Source organism: Mycobacterium riyadhense, from assembly GCF_963853645.1.
GTDB lineage: Bacteria > Actinomycetota > Actinomycetes > Mycobacteriales > Mycobacteriaceae > Mycobacterium > Mycobacterium riyadhense.
This window is the reverse complement of record NZ_OY970457.1, coordinates 1-24,349: the sequence shown is the minus strand read 5'-3', so window position 1 is coordinate 24,349 and position 24,349 is coordinate 1. Positions and strand designations below refer to the sequence as shown.

At 71.6% G+C, this 24,349-nt stretch carries 18 protein-coding genes and 4 pseudogenes; 12 read left to right on the top strand and 10 right to left on the bottom strand.

From position 1 onward, the window contains the following. The first annotated feature begins 291 nt into the window (after positions 1-291). From AADZ78_RS27285 to AADZ78_RS27275, 3 genes are all read left to right on the top strand, one after another. Positions 292-594: a group II intron maturase-specific domain-containing protein gene (locus tag AADZ78_RS27285; protein ID WP_085251629.1), complete on the top strand. Its 303-nt coding sequence runs from the start codon at positions 292-294 to the stop codon at positions 592-594. Positions 595-1,795: 1,201 nt separating this feature from the next. After that, the gene (locus AADZ78_RS27280; RefSeq protein ID WP_085251630.1) at positions 1,796-2,017 is read left to right on the top strand and encodes an AbrB/MazE/SpoVT family DNA-binding domain-containing protein; all 222 of its coding nucleotides are present in this window, start codon (positions 1,796-1,798) and stop codon (positions 2,015-2,017) included. Positions 2,018-2,020: 3 nt separating this feature from the next. After that, a complete protein-coding gene (locus AADZ78_RS27275; RefSeq protein ID WP_085251631.1) occupies positions 2,021-2,428 on the top strand; it encodes a type II toxin-antitoxin system VapC family toxin in 408 nt (135 codons plus the stop codon). Between the two features lie 318 nt (positions 2,429-2,746). Here the strand turns inward: AADZ78_RS27275 and AADZ78_RS27270 are convergent, their stop codons facing one another. Continuing rightward, on the bottom strand, positions 2,747-3,592 hold the full coding sequence (locus tag AADZ78_RS27270; protein WP_085251632.1) for a DUF4436 domain-containing protein: 846 nt from the start codon (positions 3,590-3,592) through the stop codon (positions 2,747-2,749). A 343-nt stretch (positions 3,593-3,935) separates the two neighbouring features. Between AADZ78_RS27270 and AADZ78_RS27265 the strand changes: the two are divergent. The 3 genes and pseudogenes from AADZ78_RS27265 (at position 3,936) to AADZ78_RS27255 (ending at position 5,345) form a co-directional block, all read left to right on the top strand. Continuing rightward, positions 3,936-4,160 (top strand): annotated as a pseudogene (locus AADZ78_RS27265) (FitA-like ribbon-helix-helix domain-containing protein). Then, positions 4,157-4,516 carry a hypothetical protein gene (locus AADZ78_RS27260; RefSeq protein WP_239656870.1) on the top strand — a complete coding sequence of 120 codons (360 nt, stop codon included), beginning with the start codon at positions 4,157-4,159 and terminating at the stop codon, positions 4,514-4,516. Before AADZ78_RS27265 ends, AADZ78_RS27260 begins: the two are co-directional and overlap by 4 nt. A gap of 277 nt (positions 4,517-4,793) precedes the next feature. After that, positions 4,794-5,345: a hypothetical protein gene (locus AADZ78_RS27255; RefSeq protein WP_169726353.1), complete on the top strand. Its 552-nt coding sequence runs from the start codon at positions 4,794-4,796 to the stop codon at positions 5,343-5,345. Here AADZ78_RS27255 and AADZ78_RS27250 read toward each other — a convergent pair. The 3 genes and pseudogenes from AADZ78_RS27250 to AADZ78_RS27240 form a co-directional block, all read right to left on the bottom strand. Continuing rightward, on the bottom strand, positions 5,323-5,574 hold the full coding sequence (locus AADZ78_RS27250) for a hypothetical protein (RefSeq protein ID WP_085251633.1): 252 nt from the start codon (positions 5,572-5,574) through the stop codon (positions 5,323-5,325). The two genes, AADZ78_RS27255 and AADZ78_RS27250, sit on opposite strands and share 23 nt — an antisense overlap. Further along, positions 5,571-5,852 carry a DUF6247 family protein gene (locus AADZ78_RS27245; RefSeq protein ID WP_085251634.1) on the bottom strand — a complete coding sequence of 94 codons (282 nt, stop codon included), beginning with the start codon at positions 5,850-5,852 and terminating at the stop codon, positions 5,571-5,573. Before AADZ78_RS27245 ends, AADZ78_RS27250 begins: the two co-directional genes overlap by 4 nt. Then, positions 5,849-6,464: pseudogene (locus AADZ78_RS27240) on the bottom strand (recombinase family protein). The gene AADZ78_RS27245 and the pseudogene AADZ78_RS27240 overlap by 4 nt, the downstream one beginning before the upstream one ends. A 144-nt stretch (positions 6,465-6,608) precedes the next feature. Between AADZ78_RS27240 and AADZ78_RS27235 the strand changes: the two are divergent. The 5 genes and pseudogenes from AADZ78_RS27235 to AADZ78_RS29330 all read left to right on the top strand — a co-directional run bounded on the left by AADZ78_RS27235 (position 6,609) and on the right by AADZ78_RS29330 (position 9,410). Beyond that, positions 6,609-6,821: a hypothetical protein gene (locus AADZ78_RS27235; RefSeq protein WP_239656871.1), complete on the top strand. Its 213-nt coding sequence runs from the start codon at positions 6,609-6,611 to the stop codon at positions 6,819-6,821. A gap of 2 nt (positions 6,822-6,823) precedes the next feature. After that, a complete protein-coding gene (locus tag AADZ78_RS27230) occupies positions 6,824-7,234 on the top strand; it encodes a PIN domain-containing protein (RefSeq protein ID WP_085251636.1) in 411 nt (136 codons plus the stop codon). Positions 7,235-7,371: 137 nt separating this feature from the next. Then, positions 7,372-7,635 (top strand): type II toxin-antitoxin system VapB family antitoxin, encoded by a 264-nt coding sequence (locus tag AADZ78_RS27225; RefSeq protein ID WP_085251637.1) that lies wholly within the window; start codon positions 7,372-7,374, stop codon positions 7,633-7,635. Positions 7,636-7,640: 5 nt separating this feature from the next. Then, positions 7,641-8,054: a type II toxin-antitoxin system VapC family toxin gene (locus AADZ78_RS27220; RefSeq protein WP_085251638.1), complete on the top strand. Its 414-nt coding sequence runs from the start codon at positions 7,641-7,643 to the stop codon at positions 8,052-8,054. A 286-nt stretch (positions 8,055-8,340) separates the two neighbouring features. Then, a pseudogene (locus AADZ78_RS29330) lies at positions 8,341-9,410 on the top strand (transposase). A 48-nt stretch (positions 9,411-9,458) separates the two neighbouring features. On the opposite strand, the gene AADZ78_RS27200 reads toward AADZ78_RS29330, so the two are convergent. From AADZ78_RS27200 to AADZ78_RS27185, 4 genes are read right to left on the bottom strand one after another with little or no spacing between them, the layout of a single operon-like run. After that, positions 9,459-9,791, bottom strand: coding sequence for a hypothetical protein (locus AADZ78_RS27200; protein WP_239655411.1), 333 nt, complete (start codon positions 9,789-9,791; stop codon positions 9,459-9,461). Continuing rightward, positions 9,788-9,910 (bottom strand): hypothetical protein, encoded by a 123-nt coding sequence (locus AADZ78_RS27195; RefSeq protein WP_275580498.1) that lies wholly within the window; start codon positions 9,908-9,910, stop codon positions 9,788-9,790. Before AADZ78_RS27195 ends, AADZ78_RS27200 begins: the two co-directional genes overlap by 4 nt. Then, positions 9,907-10,170 (bottom strand): hypothetical protein, encoded by a 264-nt coding sequence (locus AADZ78_RS27190; RefSeq protein ID WP_085251641.1) that lies wholly within the window; start codon positions 10,168-10,170, stop codon positions 9,907-9,909. Before AADZ78_RS27190 ends, AADZ78_RS27195 begins: the two co-directional genes overlap by 4 nt. Beyond that, positions 10,118-18,511: a PE family protein gene (locus tag AADZ78_RS27185; protein WP_341343644.1), complete on the bottom strand. Its 8,394-nt coding sequence runs from the start codon at positions 18,509-18,511 to the stop codon at positions 10,118-10,120. The genes AADZ78_RS27190 and AADZ78_RS27185 overlap by 53 nt, the downstream gene beginning before the upstream one ends. A 392-nt stretch (positions 18,512-18,903) precedes the next feature. Between AADZ78_RS27185 and AADZ78_RS27180 the strand changes: the two are divergent. Then, a pseudogene (locus AADZ78_RS27180) lies at positions 18,904-19,199 on the top strand (electron transfer flavoprotein subunit alpha/FixB family protein); the annotation flags it as partial. A gap of 30 nt (positions 19,200-19,229) precedes the next feature. Here AADZ78_RS27180 and AADZ78_RS27175 read toward each other — a convergent pair. Then, the gene (locus AADZ78_RS27175; RefSeq protein WP_239655419.1) at positions 19,230-20,192 is read right to left on the bottom strand and encodes an alpha/beta hydrolase; all 963 of its coding nucleotides are present in this window, start codon (positions 20,190-20,192) and stop codon (positions 19,230-19,232) included. 219 nt (positions 20,193-20,411) lie between these two features. Then, a partial coding sequence (locus AADZ78_RS27170) for a hypothetical protein (RefSeq protein ID WP_341343643.1) occupies positions 20,412-24,349 on the bottom strand: 3,938 nt, incomplete at its 5' end.

Sequence of the window (24,349 nt, the reverse complement as noted above, 5' to 3'; positions counted from 1 at the left end):
TCGGCACGGCGGGGCCACTCCCGCCTACACTGGCAGCGTAAAAACAACGACAACGGCAGAAGCGTATTACCAGCGCTGACCCAGTTCAGCACGTTGCGCGAAAATTAGCTTCAGGCGCTTCGACCACGCGAAAACCCGACCCGATAAGCGTGAGAGACGACAACACCGGCCGCTTTCCATGGTGGAAGGAAACAGCGAGAGGCCCGTGGAGAACCGGGCGGAGTGCCTATCATCCAACAAGGCAGCTACCTGATCTTGATTGCGTCAGAATAATGTGCCCCGGGTTCCCGACTGTGGCTGCCGGTCGAGGAAGTGGTTCAGGACCTCAACAGGTTCCTGCGGGGCTGTGCGGGCTATTTTCGCTACGGCCATAGCGCGGCTCGCTTCCACAACATCACGCAGCACGCACGTGACCGGCTCGCGTTGTTCATCGGCAAACGGCACAAACACAGACCTAGCTTCGGCCGGTCTGTCGTGGCCCCCAAGTCGACGGAATTCTGCGGGCTGCTGAACCCGAATGGAACCGTGATCGCACCCAGGGCCAACAAGCCTTGGCGGGACAAGCCAAACGCCGACGGTGAACGGCGTAGGTAAGCCGTGTGCGGGAGGGAGCAGCCGACAATGCTGCGACCCAGCTGGTGAGAGTCCAGCCGTGTCAATTGTCCGTGTCGGACACGAAGCAACGCCACTGCCTGGATCGGGTAACCGGCCGGGTTCTGCGTGGTGTGAAAGGCCTGGCGGCTCGGCGTCTTTGGGCGTCGCGGTCGGAGCAACCTGGAGGTCGAGCGACCGTAGGAGCCCGAAGGTAATCGAATGACTGCAGCCTCGATATACGGCTCCCCACCGAAGTTGCCGTGTGGGGGTAAATCCGCGCGTCGAACCCGTTTCCCGTGGGGTGAGACCGGTGTCCTTGGTGAAGTAACGGATAAAGGCAGCCGAGGAGCGTGGCGGGGTATGGGTCCGAGCACCTACGCAAGGGTCTCAGAGACAACGTCGGGAAGGGGAAGGGCCATCTCCCAGCAGAGGCTGACAGCAACCTGCAAGGACCGCGTGCACAAGGAGGAATCCAAGGCACGAGGAGGGTTTTGGTCTGGCGCATGGGCTCGTAGGAGTGATGAAGGAGGGGTGATGCCCTCCGAGGCGACCCTTGAGGTCGCCCCGACTCGGGGTAACACCCTGGGCGGGCAAAGGGGCCCTGGGCACTGGGTGGCCAACAAGCCGGGATTGTGGGAGGACATAGCCGGGATCGCTCGGTCCAACTTCCCCTCAGGTGGGCGATTATGGTGGCGAACGTCGAGGCCGGAAGGGAAACCGACTGGCCGGTGCACTACCCAGCTACCGTCGTCCATCACCTGGGATACGTCTTGGCCTTGGCGGCGAGGAGGCAGGCAAACCATCGGCGCGAGGGGTGTATGCGGGTCAGCGCTTAAGCTTCCGCACCGCTGGGCAGGCCCGCACTCTGATAAATGGCGTGCAGAACACAGGTCAGAACCGGACTCGGGAAATCCGACCGTCCGGGATCGTAGGGCGGCTTTGAGAAACGTGGCTAGCACCGCCAGCGGCGGGTTGGTGCGTGCGCTCAATTTCGAGCCCGACAACCGCATGCACGGTCTGAAGCGGCGGGAGCTGGAAACGGGACAGAGATCGCCAGGGCCACGGAGATGAAGGACACCAGGGGAAACCCTGTGGTCAACGACGGCTCCGAGCCCTACCGCCGATGCTAGCTACCGCGCCAGCTCCTGACCCTACCGTCGCCGGTAATACTGCATGGTATTACTACTGCTACCCTTGGCTCATGCGTGTCACGAGCAAGGGACAGGTGACCATCCCACGAGACGTACGACGACGTTTGGGCATCGAGACTGGGACCGAGGTCGACTTTGAGATTGACGGCGACGTCGTCCGGCTCGTGCGGCGGACCCAAGGACGCGGAGTGGCTCTTGTCGAGCAGATGCGCGGACACCGCCTGTCGATGACCACCGACGAGATCATGGCGCTGACTCGCGGCGAATCCTGAGCTATGTGGCTCGGGACTCTGGTGGACTCCAATGTGCTACTCGATGTGCTCACCGACGACCCACGTTGGGGTAGGTGGTCTGCAGAACAGCTCGCGAGAGCATTCGATGCCGGCTCGGTCGCTATCAACCCGCTGATCTTTGCTGAACTCTCCGTGGGGTTCGAACGGATCGAGGACATTGAGGAGGCATTGCCCGATCGAATCGAACGCGAGAACCTGCCCTGGGAGGCCGCCTTCCAGGCCGGACGTTGCTTCCTACGGTACCGCCGCCGTGGTGGCACCCGCCCTGCACCGTTGCCCGACTTCTACATCGCTGCCCACGCCGCGGTGACCGGACGAGTGCTGCTCACCCGTGACCGACCCCGGCACCTGGATCTCCTGCCAACGCTGGAGGTCATCTCACCCGACTGACGGGCAAAGTGTATTGTCGCTCCGCTCCGCTCCGGTCAGCGTCGGCGTACGGAGCATCTAAGCGCAAGTCGCCCAACGCCCTACCGCGGTTCGGGACGGGCACCTTCTGGAGGACGTTTTGGGACGCACAATCCCGGATCGCGCCAATCGTCGGCTCGTCGGTGTCGAAGTGCGCCAGGTCGCGCTGGTCGGGTCCGTCGATACCGAGCCATTCCAGTGAGGTTTCGGCAAGAATCGCGGCGCCGTGAACACCGCCCCGTCAGCATGCACACCAACTACGGCCGTTCGCCCTCAACGAAAGCGCCGCTCTTCCATCTCTTATTTTTTCTGCCTGGCAACGTTGGGTGCCAGATGATGCCACCAGCAAGAGATGTAGAGCACCAGCGACACGACCAGCGCCACAATCACCCAAAGAACGATCGTGACGTCAATCCAACTTCCGAAAGGCGGCGAGTCGGGTAGCGCATTTCGAAGCGGCATCACCGCAAAGAGCATCGCCGCGTACCACGTTGTCATGGGCGGCTGGAAATTTCGTCGGCCACGCACCGTCTGAATAGCAACGAAAAATGCTAGGCCGGCAAGGGTGATAAGAACACCGAGTATGAGGACGGCGAACGCCATGGTGCTTGGTGATCGGTACACGTTCAGGCGGTACGGCGCATTGGCATCGGCCTTGTCGAGGTCGGGCACGTCAACTTGCCAGCCGAGCAGACGGTCGACCAACGTCACCGTCGCTTGTTCGGGTACTTGCCCAGGGCCGGAGAAGAGTTGAACGTTGATCGGCCCCGACTGGTAACGGTCAAAGGGCCAATCCGCGACGTCACCGAAGAGGGGCATCGTAATACGAAAAACATCGGGCACCTCACCCTTCGACCATGTGTGCTTGCTTGCCGTTACTACAGACGTGGCTACCACACTGAGGTCGTCTTTGAGATTTCGGGTTTGAGGGTCGAGCAGCGCTGGCCCCGGTGAAACGATGAGGATAGCGATAAGCACGCCGTTGTTTGACTGAATATCTTCAATGTCGACAACCACCCGAGTCGCGGTGCTCGATGACTGACTGTCTGCAATTTGCTGTGGACGACCCATTCCGCCATTGACATACAGCACAAGTGAGCCGATATAGGCCGCGATGAAAATGACGACACCTATGCCGAGTCTCACTGGTGCACCATCCTTGTGTCGGTGGTTTTGGATGGGTCGCCGATGCACCTGAGGTGTCGCTGGGTTATCGCCTTGTGAACTCGACAACAGCGATGTCCAGCGTGAGATCTGCGGAACCCAGCATTCACCCCGTTGGCACGCCGACGATCGACAGCGCTCAGCGCCTGCGAGCGCCGAACGGTGAGCGAACAGGCAGTCGTGCACCGGTACCACACGAGAGTGCCTCCCCACTGGGACTAGCAGCGGGAAGGCTGTCATGCAGCCTACCTCAAACATGCCTTGCCGGCGGAACAGCCCGGTTTAAGCGGCGAAACGGTTATGTGATATCGGAAGTGTCCTAATCATGGAACAGATCGTGATCCGCAACCTGCCCGCGGGCACCAGGCAGCGCTGCGGGTCCGCGCCACACGGCACCACCACTCCGCCGAGGCCGAAGCCCGCGCGATCCTCACCGCCGTGGTATCCGGGGAGGATGTTGTCGCAATGTCCGCCCTGCTGCGCTGCCGACAGCGGCCACGACTTCGAGCCAGAGCCGCTACCCCTAACCGTCCCCACCCCTGAGATGTGACCTACATCCTGGACCAATGTGGTGTCTGCTCTGCGGGTGCCCGGGCGCAACCCCGATTCAACCCCGATGCGCAGAACTGGGTCGACTCCGCGCCCGTACCCGACCAGTTCGTGACGGCCACCACCATCGCCGAGATCGAGCGCGGCGTCATCGCCAAATCGCGCAAAGACCCGCCCCAGGGCGAACACCTGCGGCGGTGGTTCGAGGACAAGGTGCTGCCCGCCTTCGAGGGCCGGGTCCTGTCTTGGACCTGCCCGCCGCCCGCATTCTGGCAACCTACCGAGCGCCCGAGCGCGTCCCGTACGCCGACGCCCTTATCGCCGCGGTCGCCCCGTCCGCAGGCATGGTGGTCGTGACCCGCAACACCCGGCACTTCGAACCTCTCGGCGTGCACTGCCTGGACCCGTGGCAGCGTTGACATCGACCTCCGACCGACAACGACTACCGCCTCCACCACCCCAACGGCTCCTACGCAGGATCCTGGCAGCGCGCCGTATGCGTACGACTGCTCGCAATCGTCCCCGACCTCACCATCTCATCCGATGGTCGCCGTCGCATTTCGCCGCCTCAGCGAACGGAGCATCGATCAAGCGCTACATCGAAAACCAAAACCGGCACCCACAGATCCCCCAGGTGTCCCGCACCGGGTGCGACCAGCCAAAGCTCACCGCGCCGCGCCGTGGATCATCGCTCGCCAAGAGCGGTTTCGACATCGCTAAGACGCCGCCACAGACGACGCTGGTCAAGATCATGAAAGCCGAAGTGTCGGTAGAACTTTGCTGTCCGCTCGTCGATCGCGTCGACAACCACCGCTCGGGCACCGAACTCGCGCCCACCGCCGACGCAGCGACGAAGCCCATCGACCAGCAAGTAGCCGCCGAGACGTTGGCCCTGCTCGCTGCGGTCAACAGCCAGCCGCACCCGGCAGCACACCCACAATCCAACACCACCCGTTACCTGAACGTGACCGCCTCACTCACGCTGTTGAGTAACGTCGTGCGTAACCACATCGCCCGATTAACCGCGATGGGATTGCACGTCACCGTCGAACCCGCGGCCCACCACCCACAAGCACAGCCCCGCAACGACAAAGCCGCACAATCTCTGCAGCCTGCGCCCGGGCGCAGTCGCGTGTCCGCTCACCTTGGGACTGGCGGTGGGTTTATCCGGCCCAGAGGATGTTAAAAATGATCAGGAGTTCGGCGTTGTCATCGACCCGAAAGGATAGCAGCCCGTGCTCGCCGAATTGGGTTTCCCGGTAGTCCGGCTCGTCAGGGTAGACCTGCCAAGCATCCCACGGAGCATCGACGAGCCGGATGATCCGTTCCATGAACGCGTCGTATGCGTTGGGGTGGTCAATGAGGTCGGCGAACTGGGCCTGTGCTCGTCCGATCAGCATCGGCCGGTAGCTCACCGCATGTCATCCCACCCGGGCAGCGGAAGAAGGTCTTCGGGGCGGGCGTCGCGGGCAGCCTGTGCGGCAGCATCGAAACCGGGGTCGGCGTAGGCGGTGGCGCGGAGCCGCCAGCGATGCAGCCGAGTGCGCAGCCGGGGCCACTGCCCGACCTCGCGGGCAGCGTCGAGTCCGGCCCGGTATTCGGCGAGGAACTGTTCGTGCCAGCGATCCGGTAACAACGCCAGGATTTGCGTCGGGTCATCGGGGTCCGGGTCGTACGCCGATTCCGCGGTCACGTCACACTTTCCTTGGCTTTGCCGTGCCGGAGTGTTCGATACACAGTCGGCCGGGAGACCTTGAATAATTCGGCCAGATCGGTGATGGTGTAGTCGTCGGCGCCGTGCATCCGGCGCCGTTCCTTCTGCTGCTTGACGGTGAGCTTAGGCTGGCGGCATTTGAGCCGGCCTTTCGCGTGGATAACCACCCTACCCTCACGAGTTCTCATCCATAGCAACTTCCTCGTCCATAGGAACTCGACTTCGAATTCGGCGACGGCATGCCAAGACGTTGAAGAACATCTTGCCCATCGGGTCGGCGGGATCGTAGACCTGTCCACCGAGGGACCGTTTGATCCCATGCTTGGCGAGGTCGTCGCAGATGGTGCGGGCGTCGGGCACCGATCGGGCGAGCCGCTCCAGTTTCGGCGTCACGAGCGTGCGGCCCTCGCGGATTGCAGTCAGCACCTGGTCGAGGCCGGGCCCGGCACGGGTCGTGCCGGTGTAGCCGTGGTCGAGATAGATCCGGTCCCCAGTCACTCCCAGTTCACGCAGCCAAGACCGCTGCGCGGTCACGTCTTGTGTATCAGTTGAGCAACGCGCGTAGCCGATGAGCGCACCAGCGCCAGTCACGAGCCAACTGTAACGGATAGCGACCGCTCAATGAGTGCCGGTTCGTAAATCTGTGTGGCTGTAGTGACTGGTAGTAGCGATACAATACCTCTGTGCTTCAGTGGTACACTGATTCACATGCCACCCAGAAATATTACGCTTTCGATGCCAGATGAACTCGTCCGTCGCGCGAAAATCCTCGCGGCGCAGCGCGATACATCGGTGTCCGGGCTGGTCGCGCGGCTGCTGGAACAGCTCGTCGGCGACGTCCGCGACTACGACGACGTGGCAGTGGAGGAACGCCGCCTCATGAAAGAGGGCATCGGCCTGCGCGTGGGTGAAATCACCTGGTCACGCGACGAGGTCCACGAACACTGACCATGGACTTCGTCGACACAAATGTCCTGCTGTACGCCTACGACACCGCTGCAGGACATCGTCATGACCGCGCCGCCGACCTTGTGGGCCGTCTCTGGCAGGAACGAAGCGGTGCAATCAGCGTGCAGGTACTGCAAGAGTTCTTCGTCAACGCCACCCGCAAGGCTGCTGCTCCGGCCACACTGGAAGCGGCGGTCGATCGACTTCGCAGCCTGTCCCGCTGGCGCGTTCATTCACCACTAGCAGACGATGTCGTGGCGGCGGCCTCGTGGTCGCACCGGCATCAGCTGCCGTTCCGGGATGCCATGATCGTGCGCAGCGCCGCTGAGCTGCACTGTGGCATCCTTTGGTCGGAGGATCTCAATGACGGCCAGCTCATAGAGGGTGTTCGCGTACGTAATCCGTTCGGATGATCATCCCAATGGCGGCGATGGTCTTGCACGCCAGTCCTGCCCGCTCGCCTACCACGGGCACCGCTCACCATAGGTCAATTTCGGATCAGGATACCAAGTGAGGGTACCAAGTACCTCCCTGGCGGTACCATGTATCTATGGCTTTTAATGTCAAAGACGAAGAGGTCATCCGCTTCGCCGACGAACTCGTCGCACGCCTTCACCTCCCGAGTCGTATCGAAGCTATCCGCTATGCGCTGCGGGCCCAGATCGAGATCACGCAGTCGCGGACTGGTAACCGCACAGACGAACTCCTCGACGTCCTCAGAACCGAGATCTGGCCATTGCTGCGCGATCGATCGCCCATCACCAAGGCTGAACGCGAACAAGCACTCGGATACGACAGGGCGACGGGAGTTTAGCCACCGTGATCATTGACTCTTCCGCCCTCGTTGCTCTCGTCCAGGGCGAGGCCCCATACACCGAGCAAATTGCGGCGGCCCTCGCCGCCGACCGAAGCCCAGTCATGTCCGCGGCGAACGCCGCGGAATGCCTCATCGTGCTCACCAGCCGGCACGGCTTAACAGCCCGGACCGTCTTCGACCGCCTACGGTCCGAAATCAACCTCGGATTCCAACCCTTTACCCTTGAGCACGCGATGGCCGCCCATCGTGCCTACTTCCAGTACGGAAAGGGCCGCCATCCGGCCGCTCTCAACTACGGGGACACGATGGCTTACGCCACCGCCAAGCTCGCGCACGAACCACTCATTGCCATCGGCAATGACTTCGCCCACACGGACCTGGAGTTCGACGGCGTCATCGGCTACTGGCCAAACTAATTTTGTTGCACAACAAGGCTATACACATCGGCAACCGACATCGCAGCAGTACATTGGCGCAGCTTCAAGAGGCGGCGGCTCTCCCCAGCAACTGAGCGACCTTGGCAGGCGGATCGTCACTCCCTGCAACGCGGGAGCCTTCATCGGAATCCGAATACCGGCCACCCGCGCTGCATACACCACATTCAGCAGGTCCCCGGTCTTGTCCGGAATCCGGTGCAAATAGGGAGCACGGGCGTAGGTTCCGCTTCACGACCTGCAAGTCTGCGAAGAAGGAGCAACGCCCGTGTCAGTTCGAGTATCAGCCACCGACCGTATCCGCATCAAGATCGATGCCTTGTTTGCCGAGGATCGGGAGTTGCCGGAAATCCTTGAAGAGGTCGCCCGTCTCGGCGCTCAGCTGTTGGTGCAGGCGGCGCTGGAGGCGGAGGCCACCGAGTTCCTCGGCCGCCAACGCTACCAACGCAGCGCCGCCTGTCCCGATGCTAACGAGGGCTCCGAGCCGAGTATCAGGCGTGTGCGTGCCGCCGACTCGACGAGATCGTGCTGGAATACCTGTTTTGGATGCCTCGTTCTTTCGGATGCATCCTGGGTCGCCGGCCGAGCCGGTGTTGGCCTCCCGGGGCATCACCACCGAGGACAAACCGGTGTTCGTCGGATTGTCACCTGGGACCGGCGAGTCCACCGACGCGTGGGCCGATTTCCTGACCGATCTGCGCGAACGCGGCCTTGGTACTCCGCTGCCGATCGTCTGCGACGGCGCCAAAGGCCTGAACGCGGCTATCGAACGAATCTACCCAATAGCTTTGCGTCAGAGATGTCTTATTCATCGACTCCGAAACGTGCTCGCTAAGATTCCTACCGGGATGCAAGCCGAGGTCCGCGACGGTTACTGGGCGATTTTCGACACCACCGACCTGGGCATCGAACCGGGACCCCAGCTGGTTGAGATCGTCGACAATCGGATCAAGGCGTTCGCCGCCAAGTACTGCGACCTTTACCCGGCGGCCATGCGGGTCCTGCTACCGACAACGCAGTGCTGAGGGCTTATCTGCGGTTCCCGGTCGAACACCATGGGCGCGTTCGAATTTCATTGAACGATCCTTTGGGGAGACCAAGCGACGGACCAAGGTCATTGGCCGATTCCCCGGCGAGACCAGCGCCATCAGCCTGGTGTGGGCCGTGCTTGATCGCGCCTCGGCCGGTTGGCGCGGTCTGACCATGACACCGGTCGGCACTCGGCTGCTGGAAGACCTACACCGGTCGCTGCTTGACCCACCCCGTGAACTGCGGCCGTCGCCTTCCGCCACCAGTGGCGACACCGACCAGGCCGATCCCATCTCAGCCACCGCGTAGCGACCTCGGGTCGCGACGCCGCTACGCCCCCAGGCAGCAGGACAGTTGTTACCGCTGGCCTTGATGGTTGGCGGTGATCAGATTGATCGGTGGAATGTAGCCGGTGATGCTGTTGATGGTGCGGTGCAGCGCGTCGATGTCGCAGCGGGCCAATCCGCCAGCGGCTGCTATGACGTGTTCGATGGTGAACGCCAAATCGTTGATGGTGCCCAGGATCTGGCGATCGGCGGTCTTGGCCGCCACCGCTGCCCGTGGAGTGGCCGCCGCCACCGCCGGTACCTCCGTCGCCGCCACCACCGAAGTTACCGCCGTTACCGGCGTTACCGCCGGCGCCGCCTTGTTCAGTCGGTCGATCGACGGTACCGCCGTCGCCCCTGTCATCGCCGATGCCCGCCGACAGAAGAGGCGTTGCCGGCGTTGCCGCCGACGGCGCCTTGGCCGCCGAGTCCGCCGGTACAGCCAGAGGCCTTCCAGGGCCGTGCTGCCGTTCGAGGAGTCACCGCCGGTGCCCCCGGCTCCGCCGGTGCCGCCCTGACCCGTCGTCGTTCTGGGCACCAACACCGCCGATTACGCCGCCACCGCCGGTGCCGCCCTTGCCGGCATCGCTATTTTCTGAGCCACCACCAGCACCGCCGTTACTGCCGCTGCCGCCGGCGGCGGCTTGATCGATATCGTCCGTCGTCAGCGACCAACAACCAACATCTCCGTTACCCGTGCTGCCCGTCGGCGCCCGCGCTGCCGTTACTGCCGGCGGCGCCATCGGATTCTAGCCCAGTGCCGCCGGACCCCCCTTGGCCCCCGGTCCCGCCGCTACCACCGTCACCGCCGCCACCGCCGCTGCCGCCATTGCCGCCGGTACCGCCGTCGGTGCCGTTACCGCCGTTTCCGCCGTCAGAGTTGCTATGACCGCCGGTCGAGGATCCGCCGTCGCCGCCGTTACCGCCGTTGCCGCCGCTGCCGCCTTTGCCGCCAACACCGCCGCCCGAGGCGTCGCCGCCCGCGCCGCCGGTACCTGCGGTGCCGCCGTCGCCTCCATTGCCGCTGGCTCCGCCTACATCATCGATGTCGTCCTTGCTGTTGGAGGAACCCGCACTGCCGTTGCCGGCGTTACCACCGCTGCCCCCATCGCCGCCGTTGCCATCTCCCGTGGCGCCGCCGCCGGTCCCGCCGTCGCCCCCGGCGCCGCCGACAACGCCATTCCTGCCGGTCCCCTCAGTGAAGGAGAAGCCTGGGGTGCCACCGTCGCCGCCGGCGCCACCATTGCCGCCGCTGCCGCCGTTGCCGCTGCCGTTGCCGGTACCACCGTTGCCGCCGACGCCACCATTGCCGGCGGTGCCGCCGTTGCCGCCGTACGCGGAATCACTATCGGTAATGAAGGTCGCTTCGCCGCCGGTGCCGCCGGCGCTGCCGTCGCCGCCGTTGCCGCCGTTGCCCCCGGCGCCGCCATTACTGCCACCACTGCCACCGTCACCGCCACGGCCGCCATTGGAGCCGGCGCCGCCATCGCCACCGTCGCCGGTTTCTTGGTTAATCGCGCCTTCACCAGCCGTGCCACCAGGACCGCCATTACCGCCGTTACCGCCGTTACTGGCGCCGCTGCCGTTGCCACCAGCACCGCCGTCACCGCCGGCGCCAGCGTTGCCACCGTTTCCGGCTTGTGCGGTACCCAAGCCACTCGCGCCGCCGCTGCCGCCGTCGCCGCCGGCCCCACCTGTGCCGCCGGCGGCACCTGCTCCGCCATCGGTGCCGTTGCCGCCGGCTCCACCGGTGCCACCGCCACCGCCACCGCCACCGGCCCCGCCGTCACCGGAGTTGCCGATGCCCCCGGCTCCACCGGTGCCGCCAGTGCCGCCCTCGCCGCCCTGCCCGCCGTCGCCACCGCCGGTACCGTTGATGCCTGCGCCGCCGGCGCCGCCTTTGCCTCCCTGTCCGCCGTCGCCACCGACGGTGCCATCGACGCCTATAGCACTTGAGCTCGGGCCGTAACCCGTGCCGCCGGTGCCGCCGGCCCCACCGGTGCCGCCGGCCCCACCGGTGCCGCTGGCACCGGCGCTACCGCCGCCGCCGGTCCCGGCAGCGCCGCCCGCCGCCGCCGCGCCGCCGGTGCCGCCGTCGCCGCCGTTGCCGCCGGACCCGCCTTGACTTCCTGTTGCGCTGCTGGCTTGGCCGCCTTGGCCGCCTTGGCCGCCTTTGCCAGCGGCACCCCCGTCGCCGCCCTGGCCACCGCTGCCGGCGGTTCCACCGCCGCTGACCGCGCCTCCCGCACCTCCTTGCCCACCGGCGCCACCCGTGCCACCGGTGGCGCCGTTGCCTCCAGGAGTGCCGTCAGTGTCGGTGCTTTGGCTCCCGTCGCTGCCTTCACCGCCTTGGCCGCCGTCGCCACCGCTACCGGCGGCGCCGCCGGTACCGCCGGTGCCGCCGGTGCCGCCGGTACCACCGCCGCTGGCCGCACCTCCCGAGCCCCCCTGCCCGCCCGTTCCACCGTTGCCGGCGGCACCGCCGCCGCCGCCGCCGATGTTTGCGCCGTCCACGCCGGCGCTGCCCTGACCGCCGTTGCCGCCGGTACCGCCGTTGCCGCCCTCGCCTCCACTGCCGGCGACCCCGCCGTTGGCCTGGCCCCCTGCCCCCCCCTGCCCGCCAGTGCCACCATCGCCTGCATCACCGCCGGTGCCGAAAGTATCACCATCGGACACGCCGGTGCCGCCGGTGCCCCCGGTGCCCCCGGTGCCTCCCTTGCCGCCGCTACCTCCGGTTGCGTCGGTGCCGCCTGGGGCACCCCCGTCGCCCCCCTGACCCCCCTGGCCGCCGGCGCCGCCGGCATAGCCATCGGAGTGCCCGGCGTCCCCGCCGGTGCCGCCGGTACCGCCGTCGCCGCCGTCGCCGCCGGTACCGCCGTCGCCGCCGTTGCCGGAGCTGCCACCACTGCCGCCGGTGCCTGCCGCGCCGCCGGTGCCTCCCTGCCCGCCCCTGCCGCCGTTTGATCCGCCCTCTGCGTCGCCGCCGCTGATGGCCGTGTTATCGCTGCCGTTGCCGCCGTTACCGCCGTCGCCACCTTGGCCGCCGTTGCCGTTGGTCCCGGTGCTGGCGGCGTCACCGCCGGTGCCGCCGGTGCCGCCGTCGCCGCCGTCGCCGCCGGCCCCGGTTCCGGTGCCGCCGGTGTTGATGCCGCCGTCACCACCGGCGCCGCCGGTGCCGCCGTCGCCGGCCACGCCGACTCCGGAGGCGGCGCCTCCGGCGCCACCATTACCCCCGTCGCCGCCGGTGCCGCCGTTGCCCGTGGTTTCGCCGTTGGAGGAGTTGCCGCCGACACCCCCGGCACCGCCGGCGCCGCCGGCCCCGCCGTTACCGTCGGTGCTGCCTCCGGTGCCCCCGGCACCGCCGGTGCCGCCGGTGCCGCCGTTACCGCCCGCGGCACCGTCAGCAAAAGCGGCGCCGCCGCCGGTGCCGCCGGTGCCGCCGGCACCGCCGGCACCGCCGTTACCGCTGGCGCCGCTGCCGGTGCCGGCCCCGCCGGCGCCGCCGGCCCCGCCGCCGCCGGCGTCGCCGCCCGCGCCACCGAGGAGGCCCACTTGGCCGGTGTCAAGGTTGGTGCCGCCGGCGCCGGCCGTGCCGCCGCTGCCGCCGTTGCCGCCGCCGCCGCCGGTCCCGTCGCCGCTGCCGCCGTCACCGCCGGCACCGCCGTCCCCGCCGGTGCCGGTGCCGCCGCCGGCCCCGCCGGTGCCGGTGGAGCTACCACCGCCAGTGCCACCGTTACCAGCGTTGCCGCCAGCCCCACCATTACCCCCAGCGCCGCCGCTGCTGCCCCCGACACCGCCAGCCCCGCCCTTACCGCCGCCACCAGAGGTACCGCCAGTCCCGCCGAAAGCGGTGAACCCGTTGCCGACGCCGCCGCCGCCGCCGTCTCCGCCGACGCCGCCGGTGCCGCCGACACCACCAGAGCCCCCGCCGGTTCCGCCTTGACCACCGTCCCCACCTTGGCCGCCAACACCGCCGGTGCCGCCGTCACCACCGTCGCCGTTGCCTGAGCCGATGTCGCCGCCACCGCCCGCGGCGCCACCGGTACCGCCGTTGCCGCCGGCCCCACCGTTGCCGCCGCCGGCCCCGCCGATACCGGCGCCACCAGCGCCGCCGGCGCCGCCAGCGCCAGCCGCGCCACCGTTGCCCCCGGAGTAGCCGGCACCGGACTCGGTGGTAGCCGTGCCGCCGGTGCCGCCGGCCCCGCCATCGCCGCCATCGCCGCCGGTGCCGCCGTTGCCGGCGGTGCCGTTGGCGCCCGCGCTGCCGCCGCCACCGCTGCCGGCGGCCCCACCGGCACCGGCTGCGCCGCCAGTGCCGCCGTTACCGCCGTCACCGCCGGCAGTACCATCACCGCCGGCGGCACCGCTGGTGGAGCTGCTGCCGTCAGTGCCGTTGCCGCCGGCGCCACCGTTGCCGGCCTTGGCCCCGTTACCGCCGGCGCCGCCGCTGCCGGCGGTCCCGCCGTTCGCCGCCCCGCCATCGCCGCCGGTGCCGCCGGCCCCGCCGTTGAAGCCATCGCTGCCCGCGGTGCCGGTGGCGCCGTCGCTGCCGGCACCACCGGTCCCGCCGTTGCCGCCGGCCCCGCCGTTACCGCCCACACCGGCGCTGCCGGCGGTACCGCTACCGGATGCCGCGCCTCCGGCGCCGGCGTCGCCTCCGGTACCGCCGTGACCGCCGTCGCCGCCGGCGGTGCCGCTGCCATCGCCGCCGTTGGCGCCCTGTCCGCCGGTGCCGCCGTTGCCGCCGCCTCCGCCGTTGGCGCCGCCGCCGGCGCCGGCGCCGGCGTTACCGCCGCCGCCACCTGCGCCGCCTTGGCCGCCGTAGCCGCCGAACTCGCCCGCGGTGGCGGCGCCGCCCTGCCCGCCGTCGCCGCCGTTACCGCCTTGCCCACCGGCACCGTTGGTGCCGCCGGCGCCGGCGGACCCGCCGTCACCACCGGCCCCACCCACACCACCCGCGCCGCCGCTGTAGCTGTCGGCGTATCCGGTGCCGCCGACCCCGCCGTCACCACCAGCGCCGCCGCCGCCAGCAGTGCCGGCGGCGCCGCCGGTTCCGCCGGTTCCGGCCGCGCCGGCGTCCCCGCCGGTTCCGCCGGCACCACCAGCCCCGCCGGCGCCGGCGCCGGTGGTGTCGCCGTCGGCGGCGTTACCGCCGGCGCCGCCTTGCCCGCCGGCCCCGCCGTTACCGCCGCTGCCGTTGATACCGCCGGCGCTGTTGCCGCCGGCCCCGCCGGCCCCACCGGCCCCGCCGGCCCCGCCGGCGTAACCGGCGCCGCCCAGGGTGGTGTTGTCATCACCGGCCCCGCCCTTACCACCGGCGCCGGCATTGCCACCGGCCCCACCATTGCCCGCGCTGCCTGCAGCACCGGTGCCGGCGCCCGCGGCCCCACCGTTACCGCCGAGCCCGCCGGCCCCGCCGGCCCCGCCGTTGCCGCCGGCGCTGGTGTCACCGTTACCGCCGGTGCCGCCGTTGCCGGCGGCGGCGCCGTTGCCGCCTTGGCCGCCGTTGCCGTTGGTGCCGCCGGCCCCGGCGGCCCCGCCAGCACCACCAACCCCGCCGTTACCGCCGTTGTAGCCGTCACCGCCGGTGGCCGCGGTGGCCCCGGCCGCGCCGTTATCGCCGGTCCCGCCATCACCACCAGCCCCGCCGGTGCCGCCGACACCGGCATTGCCGGCGACACCGGCGCTGCCGGTGCCGGTGCCGGCGGCCCCACCATCACCGGCGGCCCCGCCGACCCCGCCGGTGCCGCCGTTACCGCCGTTGCTGTTGGCGCCGTTGCCGCCGTTGCCTCCGACACCGCCGGTGGCGCCGTTACCGCCGGTGCCGCCGTTGCCGTTGGTGCCGCCGGCCCCGGCGGCCCCACCGGCCCCGCCAGCCCCGCCGGCCCCACCCGCGTAGCCGTCACCGCCGGTGGCCGCGGCCGCGCCGGCCGCGCCGTTATCCCCGGTCCCGCCGTTACCGCCAGCCCCGCCGGTGCCGCCGACACCGGCGTTGCCGGCGACACCCGCGCTACCGGTACCGCTGCCGGCGGCCCCACCATTGCCCGCGTTGCCGCCAGCCCCGCCGGTACCGCCGTTACCGCCGTTGCTGTTGACGCCGTCACCGCCGTTGCCGCCGACACCGCCGGTGGCGCCGTTACCGCCGGTGCCGCCGTTACCGTTGGTGCCGCCGGCCCCGGCCGCCCCACCCGCCCCGCCAGCCCCGCCGGCCCCGCCCGCGTAGCCGTCACCGCCGGTGGCCGCGGCCGCGCCGGCCGCACCGTTATCCCCGGTCCCGCCATCACCACCAGCCCCGCCTTGGCCGCCGACACCGGCGTTACCGGCGACACCCGCGCTACCGGTGCCGGTGCCGGCCGCCCCACCATTGCCCGCGGCCCCGCCAACCCCGCCGGTACCGCCGGCCCCGCCGTTGCTGTTGTTACCGGCCCCGCCGCCACCGCCGGCCCCGCCGGCCCCGCCGCTGCCGCCGGTGCCGCCGTTACCGTTGGTGCCGCCGGCCCCGGCCGCCCCACCCGCCCCGCCAGCACCGCCGGCCCCACCCGCGTAGCCGTCACCGCCGGTGGCCGCGGTCGCGCCGGCCGCGCCGTTATCCCCGGTCCCGCCGTTACCACCGGCCCCGCCGGTGCCACCGACACCGGCGCTGCCGGTGTGGGCGCCCCACCCGGCCCCGGCCGCCCCCCCAGCACCCGCGACCCCGCCGGTGCCGCCGTTACCGCCGTCACCGCCGTCGCTGCTGGCACCGGCCCCACCGGCCCCACCAGCCCCGCCGGTGCCGCCGTTACCGGCGGTGCCGCCGTTACCGGCGATCCCGATCACCGCTTTACCCCCGGCACCCCCGGCCCCACCGGTACCGCCGGTGCCGCCGTCCCCACCGGCCCCACCCGCGGTCGTAGCGTCACCGCCGGCCCCGCCGATCCCGCCGGTGCCGCCGGCCCCGCCGTGGCCGCCGAGCCCGATCAACCCCGCGGCCCCGCCGGCCCCGCCATCCCCACCGTTCGCGCCGTCCCCACCGGCCCCGCCGGCGGTCCCGGTGGTCCCGTCGTAGCCGGCCGCCCCGACACCCCCGGCACCGCCGTTACCGATCAACAGCCCGGCATCGCCGCCGCGGCCGCCGTCACCGCCGTAGCCGCCGCCCCCACCACCGGCCCCCCCGGACCCGATCAGGGTGGTGTTACCGCCGGCGCCGCCGGCCCCGCCGGCACCATCGATGCCGTTACCGGCCCCCCCGGCCCCCCCGGCGCCGCCATCGCCGATCAAGACCGCGCCGGCCCCACCGGTGCCGCCGCCCCCGCCGGTGGCGCCGGCGCCGCCGCGGCCACCGTTACCGCCATCACCGAACAATCCCGCGTCCCCACCGGCCCCACCGGCCCCACCACTACCCCCGCTGCCGCTGCCCGTATCCCCGACACCGCCGGTGCCGCCGGCCCCGCCGTTGCCGTACAGCCAGCCGCCGTGCCCGCCGCGGCCGCCGGCACCGCCGGTGCCGTCCAGATCAGCTCCTCCGGCCCCGCCGGCCCCCCCGGCCCCGATCAACCCCGCGGCCCCACCACGACCACCGGCCCCACCAGAGGCCCCGCCCGCGCCACCGGCGCCGCCAGCGCCGCCGGCCCCGCCCGGGCCGTACAGCAATCCGCCCTGCCCGCCCTGCCCGCCGGCCCCGCCGGCCCCGTCCAGGTCAGACCCCCCGGCCCCACCGGCCCCACCCGACCCGATCAACCCCGCACCCCCACCACCGCCACCCGCACCGCCGGAGGCCCCCGCACCCCCGGCGTCCCCACCGCCACCGCCGGCCCCGCCCGGCCCATACACCAGCCCACCGCGCCCGCCGGCCCCGCCGATCCCCCCACCACCACCACCGGCCCCGCCGACCCCGCCGGCCCCCCACACCACCGCGGCCCCACCGGCCCCGCCGGCCCCGCCGGCCCCGGTGACCAGATCCGCACCCCCGCCACCACCACCGACCCCACCATTGCCGTACAGCCAGCCACCACGCCCACCCTCACCACCACCCCCACCAACACCGCCGACCCCGCCGGTATTGGCCCCGCCGGCCCCGCCGGCCCCCCCAGCCCCCAACACTCCCGCCGCGCCACCATCACCACCGGCGCCGCCGGTGGCCCCGGCCCCACCGATCACCCCACCGTCGCCGCCGGCGCCTCCACCACCCAACAGCCGGCCCCCGGCACCGCCGTGCCCCCCATCGCCGCCACCCACCCCGCCGGCGCCCCCGTCACCACCGCCACCCCACAACGGGGCCGCTCCACCGGCCCCACCGGCCCCACCACCACCGCTGGTGGCATCCCCGGCCCCGCCGGCCCCACCAGCCCCACCGGCGCCATAGACCACCCCGCCGCGCCCACCGGCCCCACCGGCCCCACCAAACCCGTTACCCCCGGCCCCGCCAGCCCCACCCGCACCGCCATGACCCCACAACGGGGCATACCCACCGGCCCCACCCGCACCCCCACTACCCCCGCTCGTGGTCACGCTGCCCCCGGCCCCACCGGCCCCACCCGAACCCCACACCCAGCCACCGCGCCCCCCGGCCCCCCCAACCCCGCCGGCCCCCCCGGTCCCACCATTGCCGCCGTTGCCGATCAACCCCGCCGACCCGCCCGCACCCCCGGGTGTGCCCGCATCACTGCTACTACCCCCATTGCCGCCGCTACCGAACAACCAGCCGCCATCACCACCGGCCTGACCCACCCCACCACTGGCCCCGTTGGCGCCGTTGCCGATCAACGCCCGCCCCGTCACCGCCACACTCGAGGCGTTCACCGCATCCAGCAGGCTCTGCGCCGCGGAAGCCTCCGCGCCCGCATACCCCCCCGCGCTGGCGGCCAACACCGCGCTGAACTGCTCATGAAACCCCGCCACCCGCCCCGCCAACACCTGATACTGGCGCCCATGCTCAGAAAACAACCCCGCGATCGCCGCCGACACCTCATCCTGTGCCGCACTAGCCACCGCTGTCGTCGCGCTTGCCGCCGCCGCGCTGGCCGCACTGATCGTCGACCCCAACACCGACAAATCCGCCGCCGCCGCCAACACCACCTGCGGGGACACCACCACAAACGACGACATGACAACCCTCCCACCAGACCGGCCACCGCCCCCGGGCCGATACCGGCCCGATGACGCGCAGCCCACAGCCACCGACAACGACGAACACACCCTACGACCCCCACCACCCCAGCCCGCGCATTTCAGCGCACCATCTGCGCGACCACCACCCCCACCCCCCCGCCACGCCCAACACCTGTACAACACCACAACCCCAACCCCCACCCACAGTCACCAACCACAACCAACACCCACAAAACCCACGCCACCACACCCACAATCCAACACGCCCGGTGACGCTGATCGCCTCAAAGGCGATAGCGTGGCGACGCTTGCCCAGTCCCGCTGCGGTCCATCTCAAAGGGGGTCGCGTATCAAATCCACCGAGAAGCCCCACCGCGTGCTGACAGGACGCCGCGGTAGGGGTGTTCCGTGCGACGGTCGATTCCGCCTATTACCCCGGCCAGTTCCAGGTGAGCCAGACCGGCAAGCTCGGTGTTGCCCCAGTTCTACATCGTGCTGGGGTCGCGGGGCGATCCCGCACCGCGCCGGGCATGCGGACGTCTGTGATCATCGTCGCGGTAAACAAAGGACCAATAGGCATCTCTCTTCGAGATAGCCGACCACGGCGTGCTCGGCGACCCTGTCCGCGGTGGTCGAACAGCTGACCCAGGCGATCCAAGGTCGGCGAGGCTCAGATCCTGCCTGATATAGCAAGGGGAGCCGATGGCGGTCCCTTTTACAGACCGCGTAGGCGACGGACACGATCGGCGATGACGCGCCGCGACACCGCGGTGTTGGGAGCCAGAATGTCGAATACGTGTGGACACCCGGGATGCACGTGCACTTCGGTTGTGACACCGGCCCGAGCCAGGCGGCGCGCGTAGGCGAGGTCCTCGTCGCGGAAAATGTCGAGGTCACCCACGTCGATGTAGGCGGGAGGCAGCAGGGAGAGATCGGCCGCGCGCGCTGCGGCGGCGTAGGCGCTGACGCTCTCGCTGCCGGCATGCTCACCCAGCAAGGCTTGCCAGCCGGTGATGTTGTCGTCGTAGCTCCAGATGGCCGTCGGCGCTAGCTCTGGGTCCGGCAGCGTTGTCCGGTCATCGAGCATCGGGTAGATCAACAGCTGCAGCGCGATTGCGGGACCGCCGCGGTCTCGTGCCAGCAGGCACACCGCGGCGCTAAGCCCACCACCGGCGCTGTCTCCCATCACGGCCACCCGCGCTGGATCAACACCGAGTTCATCGGCGTGGGCTGCCAGCCACTGAAGCGCGGCATAGCAATCCTCCACCGGAACCGGGTGTGGATATTCAGGGGCGATCCGATAGTCGACGAGCAGCATAGGCACAGTGGATTCGGCGACGTAGCGCGCGGCCAACCAGTCGTAGAGGCCGCCAAATTCGTGTAATCCGACAATCATCCCGCCGCCGTGCAAGTAGAGCACCGCACTGCCGGGAGACGCTGTTTGTGTCCCGTAGAACCAGCTCAACGTCAGCGCGGCCCCATCGTCGGTGTCGAGGGTGTAGCGGCGCACCTTCACCCCAGCAATGGCCGGCAGGGTTGGTACCAATTCTGCGAATACCTGGCGGGTGATCGCTCGCCGTGCCGTCACATCTCCGGCCGGTGGTGGTTCCGGCGCGGCCGAGGTGCCCGGCTGCGCCGCCATCTCGCAGAGCACCTCGGGGTCGATCTGCAAACCCACTACGTCTCACCCACTCTCTCTTGGCGCTTGGCTGCCGCGCAGCAGTGTAGTGCGAGTCGGCCCAGTGCCCTGCACAGTTTCGACGCCGATCCCGCCAGCTGGCGTTTCATGCCTGCAGCATAAGGGTCATAGCAACGCACCCCCGGGCGAGTCGGGGACATGATTTGCCGACGGTACCGCAGTAATCGCTAGCCAACCGACCCCTTCGAAGGTGAATCGTCACGACCCATGCTGCCCGGTTGCGCCCGTGGTGCCGCTGCTGCCAGCGCTACCGTCGCCGCTGGTGCCGGTACCGCCGCTCCCGCCTGTCCCACCGGTGCCACCGGTGCCGCCATCGCCGCCGCCGCCGCCGTCGCCGCCGTCGCCGCCGTCGCCGCCGTTGGCGCCGTTGCCACCGTTAGCGCCGGTCCCGCCGCGGTTGTCGCCGCCGGGGCCGCCGTTTCCGCCGGTGCCGCCGGTGGCCCCAGCGCCGCCAATGCCGCCATTGGTACCGGTGCCGCCGGCGCCGCCGGTGCCGCCGGTGCCCCCAGCGCCGCCGGTAGCAGCGGTACCGGGCCCGAACGCGCCATTCCCGCCGGCTTTCCCGCCGGTACCTCCGGAGCCGCCGGGGCCGCCCGCACCGCCGGCCCCGGCGTTGGTGCCGTTGCCGGCGCCGCCAGTCCCGCCGATGCCTCCAGAGCCGCCGGCGCCGGCGGCGCCGCCGGTTCCGCCGTCGCCAAGGTTGCCGTCGCCGCCGGTGCCGCCGGTACCTCCAGGGCCACCTGCGCCGGCCGATCCGCCGGTTCCGCCGACGCCGCTGCCGATGGCGGCGCCGCCGTTACCGCCATTGCCGCCCGCGCCGCCATTGCCGGCGGAGCCGCCGCTCCAGCCGGTCAGGAAACCCTGGACGCCGTCGGCGCCGTCGCCGCCGGTGCCGCCGTTGCCGCCCTTGCCGCCTGCCCCGCCGTTGGTGCCGTTGCCGGTGCCGCCGTTGCCGCCGTCGCCGCCGCTGCCGCCGCCGCTGCCGGCACCGCCTTGCTCGCCGCTGCCGCCGCCGTTACCGCCGTCGCCGCCGTTACCGCCGTTGCCGCCGTCAGCGGCGGTGCCACCGCCGTCGCCGCCGCTGCCGCCACTGCCGCCACTGCCGCCATTACCGGCGCTGCCGCCGTTGCCGCCGGTGCCGAGGAAGGTACCGGTGCCGCCGTTACCGGCGGCACCGCCGTCGCCGCCAGCACCACCCTTGCCGCCGTCGCCCGCTGGTCCGCCGCCAACGCTGTCGGCCCCGGCGCCGCCGTTACCGCCATTGCCGCCGTTGGCGGCGTTGCCGCCGTTCCAGCCAGCCGTAGCGCCGCCGGCACCAGTGCCGCCGCCGCCGCCACCACCACCGTCACCGCCGGCGCCGCCGTTGCCACCGGAGCCAGCGGCCCCAGCGCTGCCGCCGTTGCCGGTGCCGGCGGCTCCGCCGGCACCGGCAAGGCCGCCGTTGCCGGCGTTGCCGCCGTTGCCGCCGGGGTTGCCGTTGCCGCCGGTGCCGCCGGTGGTGCTGCTGCCGTCGGCGCCGCTGCCGCCGGCCCCGCCGTTGCCTCCGTTGGCGCCGTTGCCGCCTTTGCCGCCGTTGCCGGCGGTTCCGCCGTTGCCATCACCGCCGGTGCCGCCGTTGCCTCCGTTGCCGCCGTTGGTGCCGTCGGTGCCGTTGTCGCCGGTGCCGCTGGCGGCGTCGGTGCCATCGATGCCTGCGCCGCCGTTGCCGCCGTTGCCGCCGTTGCCGCCGGTGGCGGTTCCGGCGGTGCCGGCGGCTCCGCCGTTGCCGCCGTTGCCGCCGTGGGCTCCCGCTCCGCCGTTGGCGCCGTTGCCGCCGTTGCCGCCGTTGCCGGCGGTTCCGCCGTTGCCGGCCCCTCCGTTGCCGCCGTTGCCGCCGTTGCCGCCGTTGCCGCCGTTAATGCCTGCGGTGGCGTTGCCGCCGGCCCCGCCGTTACCGCCGGTGCCCGCAGCACCGTTGGCGCCGCCGCTGGTGGCGGTGCCGGCGGCACCGGCGGCCCCGCCGTTGCCGCCGTTACCGCCGTGGGCTCCCGCGCCGGCGCCGTCGGCGCCGGTCCCGCCGTTGCCGCCGGTGCCGCCGTTGCCGGCGTTGCCGCCGCCGGTGGCGTTGCCGCCGGCCCCGGCGGCCCCGCCGTTGCCGCCGTCGCTGGCCACCGCGGTGGCGGCGCCGGTGCCGCCGTGCCCGCCGGCCCCGCCGTCACCGGCGTTACCGCTGCCAGACGAGGTGCCGCCGGTCCCGCCGGCGCCGCCATCACCGCCCTTGCCGGCAGCGCTGGTCACAAAGCCGCCACCGGCGCCGCCGCTGCCGCCGGCGCCGCCATCACCGGCGTGACCGGTGCCGGCGGCGCTGCCGCCGGCACCGCCGGTTCCTCCGGTCCCGCCGGCGCCGCCGGTGGTGTTGGCGTCACCGCCGTCACCGCCGTTACCGCCGGTGCCGCCGTCACCGGCGTTGCCGGCGCCGGTGGCGGTGCCGCCGGTGCCGCCATCGCCGCCCTTGCCGGCGCCACCACCGGTGAGTTGGCCGCTGCCGCCGGCGCCGCCTATGCCGCCGGCGCCGCCGTCACCGGCGTTACCGCTGCCTGAGGTATTACCGCCGGTGCCGCCGGCCCCGCCGGCCCCACCGGCGCCGTTGCCGACGTCGGTGCCGACGCCGCCGTTACCGCCGGTACCGCCGGCCCCACCGTCGCCGCTGCCTGAGGTATTACCGCCGGTGCCGCCGACACCGCCGTCACCGCCGGCACCGCCGGTGCCGTCACTGTTGCCGGTGCCGGCGGCCCCGCCGTCACCACCGTCGCCGGCGGTGCCGCCGTGGCCGCCGGTGCCCGCGCCGCTGGAGGCATCACCGCCGTCGCCGCCGCTACCGCCGTTGCCGCCGGTGCCGGCATCGCCGCCGGTGCCGCCTGAGGCGGTACCGCCGGTACCGCCGTTGCCGCCGTTGTTGCCGGCGCCGCCGGTGCCGCCGTTACCGCCGCCGTTGCCGGCGCCGCCGGCCCCGCCGCTACCACCGGTGCCGCCGGTGCCGCCCTTGCCGCCATCAGCGAAGGCGCCAGCACCGGCGCCGCCGTCACCACCGGTGCCGCCGGTGGCGGCGTCACCACCGGCGCCGCCGTCACCCCCGTCGGTGCCGGCCCCACCCACACCGCCGGCCCCACCGGTACCACCATGACCGCCAGCACCGCCGGCATCGCCAATGCCGCCGGCCTGGCCGCCGGTGCCGCCGCTGCCCGCAGCACCGCCGCTACCACCGGCGCCGCCGTGGCCGCCGCCGCTACCACCGATACCGCTCCCACCGCCACCACCGTGACCGCCGGCACCCCCAGCACCGCCGGCGCCGCCGTCAAAGCCGGCCAGCACACCATCAGCGCCGACACCGCCGTCGCCGCCTTGGCCACCGGTACCGCCCTTGCCGCCGGTACCGCCGCCGCCGTTGACGCCCACGCTGCCGCCACCAGGGCCGCCGGCCCCGCCGGCGCCGGCGGCCCCGCCGGTACCGCCGGCCCCGCCATCACCGCCACCGATACCGGCCCCACCGGTGGCGCCGGTGCCGGTGGCGCCATCATTGCCGTCACCGCCGTCACCGCCCTGACCGCCGGTGCCGCCGGCGCCGCCGGCGCCGCCGGTGCCGGCCCCGGAGGCGGCGCCCCCAGTGCCGCCGGCGCCGCCCGCGCCGCCGTTACCGCCGGTGCCGCCGGCGGTGGTGGTGGTGCCCGCGCCGGCGGTACCGCCCTGGCCACCGGCCCCGCCGTTGCCGGCGTTACCGCCGCCCGCGCCGTTGCCGGTGCCGGCCCCGGCGTCTCCGCCGTTGCCGCCGTCACCGCCTTGGCCGCCGTAGCCGCCGAACTCGCCGGTGGTGCCCGCACCCCCGACACCGCCGGATCCGCCGTTACCACCGGCCCCGCCGGCGCCGTTGGTGCCGCCAGCGCCGGCAGCCCCACCTTGCCCGCCGGCCCCGCCGGCGCCACCGGCACCGCCGGTGTAGCTGTCGGCGTATCCGGTGCCGCCGACCCCGCCGTCACCACCAGCGCCGCCGCCGCCAGCAGTGCCGGCGGCGCCGCCGGTTCCGCCGGTTCCGGCCGCGCCGGCGTCCCCGCCGGTTCCGCCGGCACCACCAGCCCCGCCGGCGCCGGCGCCGGTGGTGG